At 59.2% G+C, this 16,681-nt stretch carries 19 protein-coding genes and 1 tRNA gene; 8 read left to right on the forward strand and 12 right to left on the reverse strand.

Annotated features, from left to right (window positions below):
- The first annotated feature begins 16 nt into the window (after positions 1 to 16).
- The 4 genes from glpX (at position 17) to K3556_RS10030 (ending at position 3,457) form a co-directional block, all read left to right on the forward strand.
- Complete coding sequence (gene glpX, locus K3556_RS10015; RefSeq protein WP_260516653.1) at positions 17 to 988, forward strand: class II fructose-bisphosphatase; 972 nt, start codon at positions 17 to 19, stop codon at positions 986 to 988.
- Positions 988 to 1,545 carry a cysteine hydrolase family protein gene (locus tag K3556_RS10020; protein WP_260516654.1) on the forward strand — a complete coding sequence of 186 codons (558 nt, stop codon included), beginning with the start codon at positions 988 to 990 and terminating at the stop codon, positions 1,543 to 1,545. The genes glpX and K3556_RS10020 overlap by 1 nt, the downstream gene beginning before the upstream one ends.
- Positions 1,542 to 3,290 (forward strand): single-stranded-DNA-specific exonuclease RecJ, encoded by a 1,749-nt coding sequence (gene recJ, locus K3556_RS10025; protein WP_260516655.1) that lies wholly within the window; start codon positions 1,542 to 1,544, stop codon positions 3,288 to 3,290. The genes K3556_RS10020 and recJ overlap by 4 nt, the downstream gene beginning before the upstream one ends.
- A gap of 92 nt (positions 3,291 to 3,382) precedes the next feature.
- Positions 3,383 to 3,457 (forward strand) — tRNA-Glu (locus K3556_RS10030).
- Positions 3,458 to 3,665: 208 nt separating this feature from the next.
- On the opposite strand, the gene K3556_RS10035 is transcribed toward K3556_RS10030, so the two are convergent.
- From K3556_RS10035 to K3556_RS10050, 4 genes are all read right to left on the reverse strand, one after another.
- A complete protein-coding gene (locus K3556_RS10035) occupies positions 3,666 to 4,673 on the reverse strand; it encodes a GGDEF domain-containing protein (RefSeq protein WP_260516656.1) in 1,008 nt (335 codons plus the stop codon).
- Positions 4,670 to 5,266: a heme NO-binding domain-containing protein gene (locus tag K3556_RS10040; RefSeq protein ID WP_260516657.1), complete on the reverse strand. Its 597-nt coding sequence runs from the start codon at positions 5,264 to 5,266 to the stop codon at positions 4,670 to 4,672. The genes K3556_RS10035 and K3556_RS10040 overlap by 4 nt, the downstream gene beginning before the upstream one ends.
- An 82-nt stretch (positions 5,267 to 5,348) precedes the next feature.
- Positions 5,349 to 6,044, reverse strand: coding sequence for an HAD family hydrolase (locus K3556_RS10045; RefSeq protein WP_260516658.1), 696 nt, complete (start codon positions 6,042 to 6,044; stop codon positions 5,349 to 5,351).
- A 52-nt stretch (positions 6,045 to 6,096) separates the two neighbouring features.
- The gene (locus K3556_RS10050) at positions 6,097 to 6,381 is read right to left on the reverse strand and encodes a DUF3572 domain-containing protein (protein ID WP_260516659.1); all 285 of its coding nucleotides are present in this window, start codon (positions 6,379 to 6,381) and stop codon (positions 6,097 to 6,099) included.
- Positions 6,382 to 6,475: 94 nt separating this feature from the next.
- Between K3556_RS10050 and K3556_RS10055 the strand changes: the two genes are divergently transcribed.
- A complete protein-coding gene (locus tag K3556_RS10055) occupies positions 6,476 to 7,861 on the forward strand; it encodes a diguanylate cyclase (protein ID WP_260516660.1) in 1,386 nt (461 codons plus the stop codon).
- Between the two features lies 1 nt (position 7,862).
- On the opposite strand, the gene K3556_RS10060 is transcribed toward K3556_RS10055, so the two are convergent.
- From K3556_RS10060 to K3556_RS10075, 4 genes are all read right to left on the reverse strand, one after another.
- Positions 7,863 to 8,375, reverse strand: a complete 513-nt coding sequence (locus tag K3556_RS10060) for a periplasmic heavy metal sensor (protein WP_260516661.1) — start codon at positions 8,373 to 8,375, stop codon at positions 7,863 to 7,865.
- Positions 8,372 to 8,788, reverse strand: coding sequence for a hypothetical protein (locus K3556_RS10065; protein ID WP_260516662.1), 417 nt, complete (start codon positions 8,786 to 8,788; stop codon positions 8,372 to 8,374). Before K3556_RS10065 ends, K3556_RS10060 begins: the two co-directional genes overlap by 4 nt.
- Positions 8,775 to 9,362 carry an RNA polymerase sigma factor gene (locus K3556_RS10070; protein ID WP_260516663.1) on the reverse strand — a complete coding sequence of 196 codons (588 nt, stop codon included), beginning with the start codon at positions 9,360 to 9,362 and terminating at the stop codon, positions 8,775 to 8,777. The genes K3556_RS10065 and K3556_RS10070 overlap by 14 nt, the downstream gene beginning before the upstream one ends.
- Positions 9,363 to 9,440: 78 nt before the next feature.
- Positions 9,441 to 10,055, reverse strand: coding sequence for an EF-hand domain-containing protein (locus K3556_RS10075; protein ID WP_260516664.1), 615 nt, complete (start codon positions 10,053 to 10,055; stop codon positions 9,441 to 9,443).
- A 197-nt stretch (positions 10,056 to 10,252) separates the two neighbouring features.
- On the opposite strand from K3556_RS10075, the gene K3556_RS10080 reads away from it, so the two are divergent.
- Entirely contained in the window at positions 10,253 to 10,684 is a 432-nt protein-coding gene (locus K3556_RS10080) for a DUF983 domain-containing protein (RefSeq protein ID WP_260516665.1), read from the forward strand.
- Positions 10,684 to 11,397: an NUDIX hydrolase gene (locus K3556_RS10085; protein ID WP_260516666.1), complete on the forward strand. Its 714-nt coding sequence runs from the start codon at positions 10,684 to 10,686 to the stop codon at positions 11,395 to 11,397. Before K3556_RS10080 ends, K3556_RS10085 begins: the two co-directional genes overlap by 1 nt.
- 3 nt (positions 11,398 to 11,400) lie before the next feature.
- Here the strand turns inward: K3556_RS10085 and K3556_RS10090 are convergent, their stop codons facing one another.
- The 4 genes from K3556_RS10090 to K3556_RS10105 form a co-directional block, all read right to left on the reverse strand.
- Positions 11,401 to 12,306, reverse strand: a complete 906-nt coding sequence (locus K3556_RS10090; RefSeq protein WP_260516667.1) for a DMT family transporter — start codon at positions 12,304 to 12,306, stop codon at positions 11,401 to 11,403.
- A gap of 41 nt (positions 12,307 to 12,347) precedes the next feature.
- A complete protein-coding gene (locus K3556_RS10095) occupies positions 12,348 to 12,872 on the reverse strand; it encodes a lipocalin family protein (RefSeq protein ID WP_260516668.1) in 525 nt (174 codons plus the stop codon).
- 81 nt (positions 12,873 to 12,953) lie between these two features.
- Positions 12,954 to 13,997, reverse strand: a complete 1,044-nt coding sequence (locus K3556_RS10100) for an aldo/keto reductase (RefSeq protein WP_260516669.1) — start codon at positions 13,995 to 13,997, stop codon at positions 12,954 to 12,956.
- 108 nt (positions 13,998 to 14,105) lie between these two features.
- Positions 14,106 to 14,885, reverse strand: a complete 780-nt coding sequence (locus tag K3556_RS10105; RefSeq protein ID WP_260516670.1) for an SDR family oxidoreductase — start codon at positions 14,883 to 14,885, stop codon at positions 14,106 to 14,108.
- Positions 14,886 to 15,013: 128 nt separating this feature from the next.
- Here K3556_RS10105 and K3556_RS10110 point away from each other — a divergent pair, with 128 nt between their 5' ends.
- Positions 15,014 to 16,621, forward strand: coding sequence for a peptide chain release factor 3 (locus K3556_RS10110; RefSeq protein WP_260516671.1), 1,608 nt, complete (start codon positions 15,014 to 15,016; stop codon positions 16,619 to 16,621).
- Positions 16,622 to 16,681 lie beyond the last annotated feature (60 nt).

Consider the following 16,681-nt stretch of genomic DNA (forward strand, 5'->3'; position numbering starts at 1 on the left):
GTAAGGATTGCCCATCATGGCCGATAAAGTCGTTTTCCAGGACCGCATGCTTTCGCTGGGTCTGGCTCGTGTTTCTGAAGCCGCCGCGATGGCCAGCGCCACCCTTGTGGGACGGGGCGATGAAAAGGCCGCAGACCAGGCTGCCGTGAACGCGATGCGCGACCAACTGAACCTTCTCGAAATCCACGGCACCGTGGTGATTGGCGAAGGTGAACGTGACGAAGCCCCCATGCTCTATATCGGCGAAGAGGTCGGCACCGGTGAAGGCCCCGCCGTGGACATCGCTTTGGACCCGCTGGAAGGCACCACGCTCACCGCAAAAGACATGCCCAATGCGCTGACCGTCATTGCCATGGCCCCGCGCGGCACATTGCTGCACGCCCCCGATGTTTATATGGAGAAACTGGCGATTGGGCCGGGTTATCCGAAGGATGTGGTCAGCATGGCGATGTCCCCCGCTGAACGCGTCAAGGCATTGGCCAAGGCACGCGGATGCAAAATGGCCGATATCACCGTCTGTGTGCTGGAACGCCCGCGCCACGAGGAAATGATCGAAGGCATCCGGTCAACCGGTGCGGCGATCCGCCTGATCACCGATGGTGACGTGGCAGGCGTTATCCACTGTGCCGAAGCCGACATCACCGGCATCGACATGTATATGGGCAGCGGCGGCGCGCCTGAAGGCGTGCTGGCGGCCTCGGCTCTGAAATGCATGGGTGGTCAGATGTGGGGTCAGTTGACCTTCCGCAATGATGACGAACGTGGCCGCGCAGCCAAAGCCGGCATCACCGATCTGGACCGCATTTATACCCGCGATGAAATGGTCACCGCAGATGTGATCTTTGCCGCAACGGGCGTCACCGATGGTTCGATTGTATCAGGCATCAAACGCGAACCGGGCTTTCTGACCACAGAAACCCTGCTGATGCGGTCAAAAACCGGTTCCGTACGCCGCATGATCTATCGCAACCCTGTTTCGGCCAGCTGATGACAGAAAGCCGGGCGCTGATCCTGATCGACATCCAGAAAGGGTTTGATGACCCCGTCTGGGGCGCCCGCAACAACCCGCAAGCCGAGGCGAACGCCGCCCGACTACTGACCCATTGGCGGGCGAACGACTGGCCCGTTTTTCACGTTCAGCACCTGTCTGTGACCCCCGGAAGCCCGTTGAACCCAACCGGCGGCGCAATTGATTTCAAACCCGAAGTCACCCCTCTTGCCGAGGAACCGGTCCTGACGAAAAACGTGAACTCGGCTTTCATCGGAACGGATTTGGAAGACCAGTTGCACAAGGCGCGCATCACCGCGGTCGTGATCTGCGGGTTGACCACGCCGCATTGCGTCTCGACCACCACGCGTATGGCCGCAAACCTAGGCTTTCAGGTCACCCTGCCCCACGACGCCTGCGCAGCTTTTACCGGGAACGCAAACGCGGGATGGCGCGCGAGCGATGGACCGACGGCAGAAGAGATCCACACCGCAGCGCTCGATCACCTGAACGGCGAATTCGCCCATGTCTGCACGACCGACGAGGTGATGGCATGAACAGCTTTCTAGGGGTCGACAGCTCGATCACAGGTCGCCGCTGGGTGGGTCCCACAACCGAGATCGACCGTCAGGCCGAAGCTTTGGTGCAGCAAACCGACCTGCCCGCACCGTTGTGCAAAGTGCTGGCCCGGCGCGGCCTGCAAGCAGCGGACGCCCCGGGGTTCCTTGACCCAACCCTGCGCGACCTTCTGCCCGACCCGCGAAAAATGAAAGATATGGAGGCCGCCGCGGCCCGTATCTTGCAAGCGCTCGACCAGAACGAAAAGGTCGCCATTTTCGCCGATTATGATGTCGATGGCGCAACGTCGGCGTCCCTTCTGATCGATTGGTTTCGCCATTTTGGTCGTGACGTCACGCTTTATATCCCGGACCGTATTGACGAAGGCTATGGTCCAAACACGCCCGCGATGGAAGAATTGGCGCAGCGCCACAGCCTGATCATCTGCGTCGATTGCGGCACGCTCAGCTTTGAGCCCATCGCGGCGGCGCGCGCCAAAAAGGCGGATGTCGTGGTGCTGGATCACCACCTTGGCGGCGAGGTCTTGCCAGATGCAAACGCGGTGGTGAACCCGAACCGGCAAGACGAAGTTGATGCACCCGGTTACCTGTGTGCCGCTGGCGTGGTTTTCTTACTGCTCGTGGAACTCGGACGCCTGCTGCGCGATGCAGAACGCGCGGGTCCCGACCTGATTTCAATGCTGGACCTCGTGGCGCTTGGCACGGTGGCCGACGTGGCCCCGTTGACCGACGCAAACCGCGCAATGGTTCGTCAGGGCTTGAAAATCATGGCGCGGCGCAACCGCCCAGGAATGGTTGCGTTGGCCGACGTCGCAGGGTTGAACGAAGCGCCCCGAGCCTATCATCTTGGCTATCTGATGGGGCCACGTGTGAATGCGGGCGGCCGGATCGGAAAGGCCGACCTTGGTGCGCGACTATTGTCTACAACGGACATGAACGAAGCGCGGTCTATCGCCGAAAAGCTGAATGAACTCAATGCTGAGCGCCGCGAAATTGAGGCCCGTGTGCAAGACGCGGCGATGGAACAGGCGGAAGCACGCGGCCTGCAAGCACCCTTGGTATGGGCCGCCGCAGATGGCTGGCATCCCGGCGTGGTCGGTATTGTAGCAAGCCGTTTAAAGGAAGCCGCCAATCGGCCAGCTGTTGTGATTGGCTTCGACGGCGAGGACGGCAAAGGATCCGGGCGATCCGTCTCGGGCATCGACCTAGGCGCGGCGATCCAAAGGCTTGCGGCCGACGGATTGATCACCAAGGGCGGTGGTCACAAGATGGCTGCCGGGCTCAGCCTGACGCGGGATCAGTTGGAACCTGCCATGGCGCGCTTGTCAGAGCTGCTCGCCAAACAAGGTGCAGGTGACCTGGGCGCGGCCGATCTGAAGATTGACGCGCTGTTGATGCCGTCAGCCGCGACAGTTGAATTGATCGAAACGCTGGAACAAGCGGGACCGTTTGGCGCGTCTGCGCCCGCCCCTCGGTTCGCCTTTCCCGAGGTTCAGATTCTGTTTGCAAAACGGGTTGGCCAAAGCCATCTGAAGGTCAGTTTCGGAGACGGGCTTGGCACCCGTATCGACGCCATCGCTTTCGGGGCATTTGATGGCCCGCTTGGCCCGGCACTGGAACAGCATGGGGGTCAACGGTTCCATTTGGCGGGACGACTCGAAATCAACCAATGGCAGGGTCGTACCAGCCCTCAATTACGCTTAGAAGACGCGGCAAAAGCCTGATTTTCATGGGCCTTCCAGTTTTTTCAAAAAAGCTGAGAATCCCTCTTGCACGGCTCGAACCTTTCTCCTAAAAACCCCCTCACCGACAGAGTGGCCCGTTCGTCTATCGGTTAGGACGCCAGGTTTTCAACCTGGAAAGAGGGGTTCGATTCCCCTACGGGCTGCCACTTCTTCCCCTACATGCCGAAAAAACAGTCCGATCAATTTGACTTTGATCGCGATTTTTATGCCGCTCTGCCGACAGGAGCGCGCCTAAAGGCACCTGCTGGATGAATTTCTGCGCTCCCGATATCGGGCCCAAGCCATGCAAACGGCATCCTTTCGACGTTCACAGGCTCAAGGCGACGTTTCGCCAGATACGACGTGAAGGCTGTGCTAAGCCTGTTGCGCCGACTGGCGAAACTCCGGTCGGAAAAGAGTCATGCAGGCGCGGCCCCTGTCTTTGGACATGTAAAGCGCCAGATCGGCGTCGGCGGCCATCTGATCCGCCGTCGCTGGGTTATAGTCATTGCTGCGCGCAATGCCGATGCTGGCTGAAATTCGGCACTCCTGCCCGGCAAATGCAATCGGACACTCAAGCCGCGAGATGATCCGCGTCGCGATGCTTTCCAAGACGTCCTCTTCCGCTAAGCGTCCAAAAAGAATGACAAACTCGTCGCCGCCGACCCGCGCAACCATGTCCGATTCTCTCGTCTCATCCGTCAAGACGCGTGCGACTTCGCGCAAGACGGCATCCCCTGCCGCGTGACCGAGTGTGTCATTCACCGCTTTGAAAAAGTCGAGGTCGATATGCATCAGCGAGAATACACCGCCTTTCCCAATGTGACGGTTAAGATTGGCGTCAAAGGCGCGTCGGTTATGCAGGCCGGTCAACCCGTCTGTCATCGCTTCAACCTGCGCTTCCGCCTTTTCGTCATGGAGGCGGTGCGCGAGTTGGGTGGTTGCTTCCATCGCCGCTGTTTTTGCTTCCATCAAGTACAACATTTCGACGGTCAGATCGGTGGGCGCGAAATCCGAACCAGCAAGCTGATAGCGGGCAACTGCATCGACCACGGAATAGCCGAAGGAAAGGTTCATCAGCACCTGGTTGCTGCCAGGTAGTACGGCCACAGCGCCCACCATCGTAGTGCCTGATCCGTCTTTCAGGCGCAAATACACCTTGGCGTCGCCCATAGCCCGCACATCGTCCATAGACCGAACCACCCGAGGGCGCCGAAGTTCGAATAGGGAAAACGCGCTGCGCCCGACCAATTCACCGCCGAAGATTTTGACAATTGTGGGGCCTGCATGACTGACGCGCGCGCCATCGTCGAGCAGCAAGTGCATCGGCATCATCTGGTCGAGTGTATGCAGCGCTATTGGAATAGAGGTATCGGGTGTCATGACACGCTCGCAGCAGCAAGGTGAAAGGCGCGCCCTTCGCCGTGGCGTATCTCAAGCAGCCTTACCGATATTGTTTCACTTTGATCGTTGCGGCCAAGGTGTTCCAAAAAAGCGAGGGCGCCGTAATCGTCGGCAAGGGCACGAAGGACGCCCAGCAGAACAAAACCCATGCCATGTGATGCGCTAAAGCAGGTAACTTCAAACTCTTCAGTTGAGATCTCGTCCAATTCGATTGCCGGCAGATCGAGATCGGGAACGGCAAGTTGCGCCCGCCCCCTAAGGTCTTCGAGTGAATGAAGAAAATCCGTATAGTTCACGCCACCAAAACGTAGCAGACGCCGAACCCGTTCGACCCGAGCGTCGGTCACGAGGAAGGTTCCAAAATCTTCGAGTAATGTGTCCGACGGTTTGTCCAGTTTTTGAGCGGCCACTGCCACCAAACGATTGGCAACATCGACATCATACCGAAACACAGGTTCGAAGCTGTCATGCCCAAGGTCCAGTTCGCACATGATATCACGCCAGTGCGCGATCCCATACGTGAATATGAGAAACCCTTCAAAACACCAAAAAATCAGACCATGTATTGTCATTGCACACTCGTTTCACCCGCCACGTTAGCAGCCGAGTGTAAACAAACCGGAAATGCACAAACGATCTGATGGCGGTCCCTGCTTAGCGCTGCGCTGAATCAAGCCAGAGGGGAATCTGCCCGATGTCGTCCAAAACAACGTCGGCAAATGGAGCCAACTCCTGCTTGCTCGCAGGCCCTGTCAGAACTGCAATGGTCTTCATGCCAGCCGCCCGCCCGGCGTGCAGGTCATGCAGGCTGTCGCCAACCATAGCGATGCGATCGGGTGCGATACCGGTCGCGACCGCAAAAGCCAGACAGGGACCAGGTTCGGGTTTCGAACCGTGACCACTATCGTATCCGGAAATGAAATCGAACAACCCCGTGACACCGGCCGCGTCCAAATGCGCGCGCGCAGGGCGTTCAGCATCATTTGTGGCAAGGCCAATTTTCAATCCGCGCCCACGCAACGCGTCGAGATACGAGGTCAGAGCTACAACCTGAATTTGCGGGACCACCGCGGCCTCTTCATTAAGAAGTGTTTCCAACTCATCGGCGGAATGGGCAACATGCCGCCGAAGTGCTGCGACGATCTGGGTTGGGGTGCCCGCGATGACGACGCTGTTTGGTTGAAAGCTTCGCGCGTCGACATCATACCCGATGTCGGCTCCGATTAAACGAGCGCGATCCATATCCCCTTCGGTCAGGCGCAAAAGCACGGCCTGCGTCCAACCTTCCCATGTCGCTTCAAACAGAAATAATGTGCCGTCTTTGTCAAATAAAAGGGCGTCGATTGGCATGGATTCTCTTTCCAATTCTGCTGTATCGCATTGGCGATTGAACATTTTCTTTTCAGGTCCAGTGAACCTGTGCCCCACCGGGAAGGGCTTGGCGTGCCGCTGACAATTCCTGATAAGGCATATTCAGCGCATCGCAAACCCGCACCACCCAAGCGTCATCCATCAATAGGAAATCCAGCACCGAGCCCAGAAACGCCGCGTCGCCAGCACCTTGGCGCAGCGTGTCCTGATCGACGCCGGTTGACCCCATGAAAACCGGCAAAAGCTCGTCGTCTGAGACAAGCCATCCCAACACGTTCAGGGCCGTGGCCTCGGCCTTTTCCAGCTTCATCCTCATTCTCCTTAACAAACAGAAAGGTTTTCTTAACCAATCTGGCAGCAAAATGACCAGACCATTCAATTAGGCACAATGACAAGGGCGAGTTGACGATATGAGTGAGAGAATCCTAATCGCGGATGACCTTGCGACCAATCGCATCGTGTTGAAGGTCAAACTGACCGTCGCCTGTTACGAGGTCATTCAGGCGGACCGATGCGCCGACGTGGCTGCACTGGCGCGTGAGACCCGGCCCGACCTGATAATTCTCGGTCGGGGCCGCACCGACTGCAGTTTGTCGACCTGTCGGCAATTGAAGGCGGATGAAGCGCTTGGTTCGATCCCGATAATCATGGTGTCAGATCAGGATGATCAGCCTGCGAGACTGGAAGCGATCATGGCCGGCGCGGATGACGTTTTCTCCAAACCGTTGAACGAAGCCACGCTGATGGCAATGGTGCGGAACCTGATCCGGGCGCGTGGGGCCGAGGACGAAGTGTTGCGGCGGCGCGATCTCTCGCGCGATTTCGGATGCGCTGAAGCGCCTGCCCTGTTTGAACGTCACGCCCGCGTCGCGCTGATTGCCCCGGATGCCGAGACCGGCATTTTCTGGCGCATGCATCTGGCAACCGAAATTCGCCACCGAATTGATATCATGACACAATCTCAGGCGCTGGAAGATATCAGCGCGTTGGGCGGTGTCCCTGACGCCTTTGTCATCGCCTCAACCCTGAGCGAGACGTCAGATGGCCTGCGGCTGGTTAGCGAATTGAGATCGCGCCAGACAACCCGCCACGCCGTCATTGTTGTGCAAGATTGCGGCGAAGCCCCCTCGCCCAGCTCGATGGCGCTTGATCTGGGGGCAAATGCTGTGCTGCGACCGGGCTTTGATGCCCGTGAACTCGCGGTACGTCTGACCCGTCTGCTGGCCCGAAAGTTTGAAGGCGACGACCTGCGAAAAAGCTTTGATACAAGCTTGGCGCTGGCCGTCCGTGATCCGTTGACCGGCCTGCACAACCGTCGCTTTGCACAAAGCTATCTGGACCGGTTGGACCGCGAGTCGCGCAGCAATGGCCAGACCTATGCGGTGATGGTTTTGGATCTTGACCGGTTCAAATCCATCAACGACCAGTTTGGCCACCCGGTCGGCGACGAGGTGTTGGTCGAAGTGGCCACCCGCCTGAAACGCAATCTGCGCGAGATGGACCTGCTGGCGCGATATGGCGGCGAGGAGTTTCTGATCGCATTACCCGGTGTCTCGCGCGCGCAGGCTCAGACGATGGCCGAGCGGTTGCGCCGGGCGGTCGGCGACCATCCGATCGCAACAGGTGGCAGACCCGACTGCATCACGGTGACCTTGTCGATCGGGGTTGCGGTGGCTGACGACGCGATGGGTGTGTCAGGGACGGCGCATGAGTTGCTGCAATTTGCCGACCAAGCGCTTTACCGCGCCAAGTCGGACGGGCGAAATCAAGTCACGTTTGTCTCGGACGCGGCCTGACTCAGCGCGCCCTTTTCCGGATCGACCCTTCAATACGGTCGGCAAAGGCCAAGCGCTCGTCGCTGCTCATCTGTTCGATCCGCTCGACCAGCACCGACCGGGCAAGACCGCCGCGTTGGCGCTGCCGTTCAGATTGTTGGTCCATGATCGAAAGCAGGGCGCCCGCGTCAAACGGATCAGCACGCAACACGGTCAGCATGGACTGGAATTCTTCTGCCAAAGCGCGGCGGTTTTCTGAGAATGAACCGCTCCGATCACGTAGAACTCTGCCGATTTGTCGCCGGTCCGACCGATCCAAAGCGCTGGCCAGTGGCGCGAACCCCAGGTCGCGGATCGCGCCCCGGTTGGGGCCGTGGGCATCAAAGCCATGATCCCAGTGACCGCCCCAATTGGCCCCGGCCACAAGCCCGACCACCAAGAGGTTGAAGGTGAGAGACACGGCTAGAAGGATGCGCGGCCATTTTCGTGGTTTTGCGCCTGACTTGGCTACGGGCGGATGTGTGGGCTCGCTCATCCCTCTTCCTCCATCAAAATATTGGTGCCCAGATAGCTGGGGACGAGATCCTCCAGCGCATAAGTTTCCTCGGCTAGGGTGTAGTCACCGGTCAGGATCAACCCGCCCGAAATCGTCTCAAGCTGTGCGGGAGCGGCAAACCCGATCCAGACACCGGCCACGGTCGCCGTGGCCATTCCAGTCAGGGCGGGCCAGCCGCCAATCGCCGAGATCAGGCTCGCCCAGCCGCCCCGTCGCGCGCGATCTTCGCGAACGTCGGCAAAAGCAGCCTCTGGTTGCCGCTGGTGCTGTGTCGCATCGGCAAGGATCGCCGACACAAGGGCATCGGACGGCATGGCGGCATCAGACCGGGACGCGTCGAAAAACACCTCCAATGCCTGATCATCCAACATGGTCTTGTCAGTCTTTGCCATATCCCAACTCCTCTCGCTGGCTTGCCAATGCTGTCGCAAGCGCTTTCTTGCCCCGCGCGGTCAAACTTTCGACCGCTTCGATGCTGATGTCCATAATCTGCGCAATCTCGGGGTTTGCTTCCCCTTCGATGTGGCGCAGGGTGACCGCGATCCGTTGGCGCTCTGGCAGATCGTTCAGCGCAGCTTGCAATGCAGCTGCCCGATCCGCCTGGATCATCCGATCAACAGCGCCCGGCGTGTCATCGGCTGGTTCTTCGATGGCGTCGATGTCGACCGTGCGCCGCTTGCGCAATCGGTCAGTGCACAGGTTTGACACCACCCGAAACAACCAGGTCGACACTTTGGCCTCGCCGGTGCGCCAATCCGGCGCGATCTTCCAAAGGCGCAACATGGCCTCTTGGGTCACGTCCTCAGCCTCGGCCCTGTCGCCACCTAGCAGACGCGCAGCATAGCCCAAAACCCGCGGCGCGAGCCGGCGGGTCAGCAGCTCAGCCGCCATCGGATCACCGTTCCCGTATAAAACGAGAAGCGCATCATCCGTCGCTTCTGAATACGCGTCCAAGGCCATTTCCATTCGTCCTGCCTAGCCCCTCTGCCACCCAGTGACAACGGGCGCGGTAGCCCCCGCATGATGCGGGGGCACGGGCGATCCTTATCCGCCGTTACGCTTGCCGTCGCCGCCTTTGCCATGGCCGCCGCGTTCATGACCACCTTTGCCGTGACCACGCATGAAGGCTTCTTTTTGTGCCTCATCAAATTCGGCCTGTGAAATTGCATTATCATCGTCGGTGTCAAACCGGTCGATCATGCGATCCATTCGGGCCTGATCCGGGATCATCTCATCAAGGCTCAGCGTGCCATTGCCATTCGTATCGCGCTTGGCGATCATTTTTTCCATCATCCAGCCCATGCGCTTTTCGGCCATCGGGCCTTTGCCCTTTTCCTGACCACCCGCCTTGGCCTGACGCTCGGCCATCATTGCAGCGCGATGCGCCTGCATCTCTTCGACCGACAATTCGCCATCACTGTCTGTATCAGTCGCCGAGAAATGAGCAGCAGCATGCGCTTGCAGGTCTTCAGCGGTGATCTGGCCGTTGGTATCCATGTCCAGATCCGCAAATTCCATTTGCATGAAGCCGCCGTGACGACTCTGCATACCGCGACCCTCTTTGCCACCAAATGCCATTGCGGCAGTGGTGCCAATCGTCAAAGCTGCACCCAGTGCCAGTGCGATGGCCGTTGCTGTGCGTTTTTTCGTCAAAGTCATAGTGTGTTCCTTTTTCCTTGCCTGTTCGCGCCGAGCCTGTATCTGTCCGGCGTCATACCCATTGAACGCGGCAGGTTGCGGTTTCCGTCGCGGATTTGGCAAAAAAATCGCGACATCCCGCCGCAAGAGCGATACGCGGCATGGTTTTCCGCGGTTCAGTCCTTAGGATGGACGGGTGCGCGACAAAGGAAACATGAATGACCGACGTGATGACAATGAACGCCCAACCAATTGCCGATGACGGGCAGGAGCGCGAGCTGAAACCCGCGATCAAGAAAGGCTGGCGCAAGCGTTGCCCCAGCTGTGGCACCGGAAAAATGTTTCAAGGCTATTTGAAAGTGCAGGACAGCTGCACTGTGTGTGGCGAAGAGCTGTTTCACCAGCGCGCTGACGATGGCCCTGCTTATCTGACGATCCTTGTGGTCGGCCACCTGATGGCACCTATGCTGCACATCACCTATGTGAATTTCGTTCAGGATCCGATGGTGCTGGCCTCGATTTTTACGGTGGGCACAGTGGCCGCGTCCCTGTACCTGCTGCCGCGCTTCAAAGGCCTGATGGTCGGGTTCCAATGGGCCAAGCGATCGCACGGTTTTGCAGCAAATCGGCGGCAAAAAGGGGCAAACTGATGGATAAGATGTTGGACAAGTCGAAAATCATCCGGGATGCGGCGACAGTGATCCTGATACGCGACAAGGCCACACGGCCACAGGTGCTGATGGGTCAGCGCGGGGCCAAGGCGGCCTTCATGCCAAACAAGTTTGTTTTTCCCGGCGGCGCGCTTGATCGAACCGACAGCCAAGTTCCTCTGGCCGAGGGCGGGGCCGAGCCATGCCTGACGCGGCTTGGTGAACACGCCGACCCGTCGATTGCGTCTGCCCTTCTGGTGGCCGCCATTCGCGAGTTGTGGGAAGAAACCGGCCAGATGCTGGCCGCACCCGGCGACTGGGCTGGAGACGCCCCCAAAGGTTGGGAAGCATTTGCAGATGCAGGATTGATCCCGTCCGCCCGCGGCATGGCCTTTGTTTTTCGGGCCATCACCCCCAAAGGTCGCCCGCGTCGGTTCGACGCCCGGTTCTTCGCCGTCGACGCCGACGAGCTGCACAGTGATATCGACGATTTCTCGCGCGCCTCGGACGAGCTGAGCCATTTGCAATGGATCCCCTTGGATGACGTGCGCCGCTTTGACCTGCCCTTCATCACCGAAGTTGTGCTGGCCGAGATTGTCGGCAATCTGCCGGAACTGGGTGCCCCCGCACAGGTGCCTTTTTTCAACAACACCGATGAAGAAAGCTTGTTTGAACGGTTGGGCGGTGTTGGCCCGCTGACCGCCGCAGGCTGACAGCTATTTTAGAAATAGCACCAGAACCAGAACAGAGGCGAGGATCAACGCCGTGCCGGCATATTCGCGCCCCGTGACCTTTTCGCGGAACACAAACAGCGTGGCCGCATAGGAAAACAGCAGCTCGACCTGCCCCAGTGCCTTCACCAGCGCAGCGTTTTGCAATGCGAAGGCGGTAAACCAGCAAAAGCTGCCGATCATCGAGCTGAGGCCTACCAGCACGCCCACACGCCACGCGGCGAAGACCCGTGTGATTTCGCCCTTCTCGCGCAAGGACATCCAGATCAACATGACGGTGGATTGAAACGCTGTAACAACGGCAAGGGTAAATCCGGCCCGCGCAATCACATCCTGTGCCGGAAGCGACAACGCCGCCCCGCGATACCCGATAGCCGACACCGAGAACAGGAACCCTGCCCCCAGCCCCAGCGCCGCCGCCCGGTTGAAAAAGCGCTTCCAGCCTGACTTGCCACCCTCGGGCGGGTCTGACAACAAGATCAACCCTATGAACCCCACGGCGATGGCCAAACCGCCAGCAAAGCCGACGCCTTCGCCAAGAACAGCCAAACCAACAAGGGCGGTCAAGACGACTTCGGTCTTTTTGAACGTGATGCCAACAGCGAAATTACGTTCGGCAAACAACGCCACGACACAGATCGTGGCCAGGATCTGGGCGATGCCGCCTGTGAAGGCGAACAGGAAAAACCGCCCCCCCGGTACCGGCGCGCTTTGGTTGGTTGCAGACAGGTAAACCACGAGGATCAGCGCCACCAACGGCGCAGAATAGACGAACCGCGCCAGCGTCGCCCCGGTCGAGGACAGGCGCGTGTCCTTCAGCCGCTTTTGCAGCATGAAACGCAGATTTTGCGAAAACGCCGCCGCGATGGTGATGGGGATCCAAGCTTGCATGGACACCCTTTGGCATGACCTGCCTTAAAACGCCAGCGATCCTAACGGATTTGCAGCCGCGACAGGTCATAACCGTTAAAGCCGAGCACGTCGCTGGCCGCCTTGATGCGATCCTCGCCGCCGGACGTGTTCCGGTCGATAATCCAGCCAAAGCTGCCAGACGGCGTGCCGATAGCTGCGGTCCGATAATCCGCATCAACCCACAGTACCCAATACTGCGTGTCAAATGGGGCAGTCCCGACCGAAATGCGGCCAACCGCAGGTTGTTTTGCCGGGTAACGATCCAGCAGTCCCCCCGGGCCATAAACGTCCAGCCCGGTAATGACGCCACCGCTTTCGGAAAAGGTGACGGCCCCGAAGGATGGCCGCTCGCCCGGATAGACGAACTCGCCCCGGATCACCCAGCGCCCGGCAAAACGGGCCGCATCGAACCGCGTGGTCGAGCCAAGCGTCCGGCTGCTGCTGCGGTGAAACTCGACACCGGAGCCACCGCCACCAACGCAAGCCGTCATGCCCGCGCCAACAGCCAAGGCTGCCGCTGTTTTCAATACCTGCCGCCGCTTCATGGCGTGCTCCTTCCGGTTCGGGTTCACTTTTTTGGCTTGTAGGACCCCGCCAATGACACAGGCGGTCGCTTGTGCTTCACATCAGAACGGCATCGGGTGGGCGCGATGGGCCAAATCAATGTCTTTCAGGACCTCGGCAGACAGCGTGAGGTCTTTGCCGTCCAACACACGGGTTAATTGCTCCATGGATGACGCCCCAAAAATCGTCGACCCCATGAACGGTCGCGAGACCGAGAAGGCCAGCGCCAGATGCACCGGGTCCAGCCCATGTTTCTTGGCAACGGCCAGATAGGCATCGACGGCGTCAAAGGCGCGCGGTGTGCAGCGGCCACCCAGACCGGGCGACAGATCCAGACGCGACCCTTTGGGCACTGCGTTGCCCTGATATTTCCCGGTCAGTAGCCCTGTGGCCAAAGGCGAATAGGACAGAATGCGCACGTCTTCATTCATGCACAACTCCGCCAGATCCGTGTCTGCCAAACGGTTCATCAAACTGTATTCGTTCTGAACAGAGATCACTTCCGGCGCGCCCATGTCGCGTGCAATCCGCAGCCATTGCGCGGTGCCCCATGCGCTTTCGTTGGACAACCCGAAATGGCGCACCTTGCCGGCCTTCACCACGTCGATCATCGCGCTTAGAACGTCGCGCATATGGGCTTCGACCTCGTCCCGGTTCTGGCCAGACGGATCAAAGGTCCAGTTTTGGCGAAACGCATAGCTGCCCCGAATGGGCCAATGGGTTTGATAAAGGTCGATATAATCGGTGTTTAGCTTGGTCAGGCTGTCGTCAACCGCCTCGTGTATGATCGCGCCCGTATATCCCTTGCCACCGCGTTTCCATCCGGGATTGTCACCAGAAACCTTGGTGGCCACCACCACGTCGGACCGGCGACCGCTTTTGGCAATCCAGCTGCCAATCACTTCTTCCGAGCGCCCGCAGGCCTCCGCCTTGATCGGGTTCACCGGATACATCTCGGCGGTATCGATGAAGTTGATGCCATGATCCAGAGACATGTCGATCTGCGCGTGACCCTCGGCCTCGGTGTTGGTGGAGCCCCACAGCATAGACCCCAGGCACAGCGCACTGACCTCAAGCTTGCCGCCTGCCAGTTTGTTCATCTGCATCGCGCCTCTCCTTTAATTGTCTGACCGTCGTTTTTGCCCGGTTCTCGGCGGCAAAGTTGCCCATCAAATCCACGAGGGCAAGAGCCAAAAATACCCCGGACCATGCCTCTAGAACGTCGCGTTGACCGCGCCGCCATCTAGAAGCACATTCTGTCCCACCATGAAGCCCGCATGTTGCGAACACAGGAAGGCGCAGGTCGCGCCAAATTCCTCGGTCGTGCCATAACGTCCGGCAGGGATCGTCGCCGCACGGGCCGCGCGCGCCTCGTCAACCGACCCGCCATGCGCCTCTACCACACCTTTATCCAGTGCGGCGGCCCGGTCCGTGTCATGGATCCCCGGCAGCAGATTGTTGATGATCACGCCCTGCCCGGCCACTTGGCGCGCCGTCCCCGCAACGAAGCCGGTCAGCCCGGTGCGCGCAGTATTCGACAAGCCCAAAACCGGGATCGGTGCCTTGACCGAGAAACTGGTGATGTTCACCACCCGACCCCAACCCCGATCCGCCATTGCGGGGATAAGCGCCTGCATCAGGGCAATCGGCGCCAGCAAATTTGCGTCAAACGCCGCGATAAAGTCATCCCGGTCCCAATCTGACCACAGGCCCGGAGGAGGGCCACCCGCATTTGTCACAAGGATGTCGACATCGCCTGCGGCGTCCAGCACACGTGCGCGCCCGTCTTCCGTGGTCACATCGGCAACAACTGTCACCACGTCCACACCCGTTTGCGCACGGATGTTCTGGGCGGCAGCCAGCAACGGCCCTTCACTGCGCGCATTCATCACCAGCGAAACACCTTCGCGCGCCAATGCCTGCGCACAGCCCAAACCCAAACCTTTCGACGACGCGCATACCAATGCCCGCTTGCCCGAAATTCCCAGATCCATGACGTTCTCCCTTTTCTTGACGTCGCCCGTCGCGCGCCCTGTTCGGCTGAAACCTAACAGGGCTGTTTGGGCGAGGAAAGCGCCCATGCTTATTGCGCCGCCCCGCGCCCGTCGCTATATGCCAACTCATGTTAGACACCGTATCAAATCGCCCCAAATTGCCGCCCGAGATTGCGCGACGTCGCACCTTCGCGATCATCAGCCACCCGGACGCCGGCAAGACCACCCTGACCGAAAAGTTTCTGCTTTACGGTGGCGCCATTCAAATGGCTGGTCAGGTGCGCGCAAAAGGCGAAGCACGCCGCACACGGTCCGACTTCATGAAGATGGAGCAGGATCGCGGCATCTCGGTCTCGGCCTCGGCGATGTCGTTCGATTTCGGCAAGTATCGCTTCAATCTAGTGGACACACCCGGCCACTCTGATTTCTCGGAAGATACCTATCGCACCCTGACCGCTGTGGACGCGGCCGTGATGGTGATCGACGGAGCGAAGGGCGTGGAAAGCCAGACCCAAAAGCTTTTCGAAGTCTGCCGCTTGCGCGATTTGCCGATCCTGACCTTCTGTAACAAGATGGACCGCGAAAGCCGTGATACATTTGATATTATTGATGAAATTCAGGAAAATCTGGCCATTGATGTGTCGCCCGCCAGTTGGCCCATCGGCATGGGTCGCGATTTCATGGGGTGTTATGACCTACTGAACGACCGGCTTGAGCTGATGGATCGCGCCGACCGTAATGTGGTTGCAGAAACCGTTGAGATCAAAGGCCTCGATGACCCGAAACTCGCCCAGCACGTGCCCGCGCATCTGCTCGAGAAATTTCTGGAAGAAGTTGAAATGGCGCGCGAGCTTTTGCCCGCGCTGGACCCGCAATCCGTCCTTGAGGGTCATATGACGCCGATCTGGTTCGGCTCTGCCATCAACTCGTTCGGTGTACAGGAACTGATGGACGGCATCGCCAAATACGGCCCCGAACCGCAGCCCCAACAAGCCGATCCGCGCGCGATTGCACCGGAAGAAACAAAGGTTGCGGGATTCGTCTTCAAGGTTCAGGCCAATATGGACCCCAAACACCGCGACCGCGTGGCCTTCATGCGGCTGGCGTCCGGCCACTTCAAGCGCGGCATGAAGCTGACCCATGTGCGATCAAAAAAGCCAATGGCCGTGTCAAACCCGGTGCTGTTCCTTGCCTCAGACCGTGAACTGGCGGAAGAAGCGTGGGCGGGTGACATCATCGGCATCCCGAACCACGGCCAATTGCGCATCGGTGATACGCTGACCGAGGGCGAGATGATCCGCGCCACCGGCATCCCCTCCTTCGCGCCCGAGCTTTTGCAAGGCGTACGTGCTGGCGATCCGATGAAAGCCAAGCACCTTGAAAAAGCGCTGATGCAGTTCGCCGAAGAAGGGGCCGCCAAAGTCTTCAAGCCCAATATCGGGTCCGGCTTCATCGTCGGTGTCGTGGGCGCGCTTCAGTTCGAAGTGCTCGCCAGCCGTATTGAGTTGGAATACGGCCTGCCTGTCCGGTTTGAGGCGTCTCAGTTCACATCGGCCCGCTGGATACTCGGCGATAAAGCCGAGGTTGAAAAACTGGTCGAAGCCAACAAGCAACACATTGCGCATGACAATGATGGGGATCCCGTATTTCTGACGCGTCTTCAATGGGATATCGACCGTGTTGAACGTGATTATCCCGCGCTGAGATTGTCCGCTACGAAAGAAATGATGGTCTGACCAACAGCGCAGGTGGGCGGCAGTGAAAACCCGCCGACCCGCAAAGTTTTGCTTTTCATT

Source organism: Aliiroseovarius sp. M344 (genome assembly GCF_025140835.1).
In the GTDB taxonomy this organism is placed as follows: domain Bacteria; phylum Pseudomonadota; class Alphaproteobacteria; order Rhodobacterales; family Rhodobacteraceae; genus Aliiroseovarius.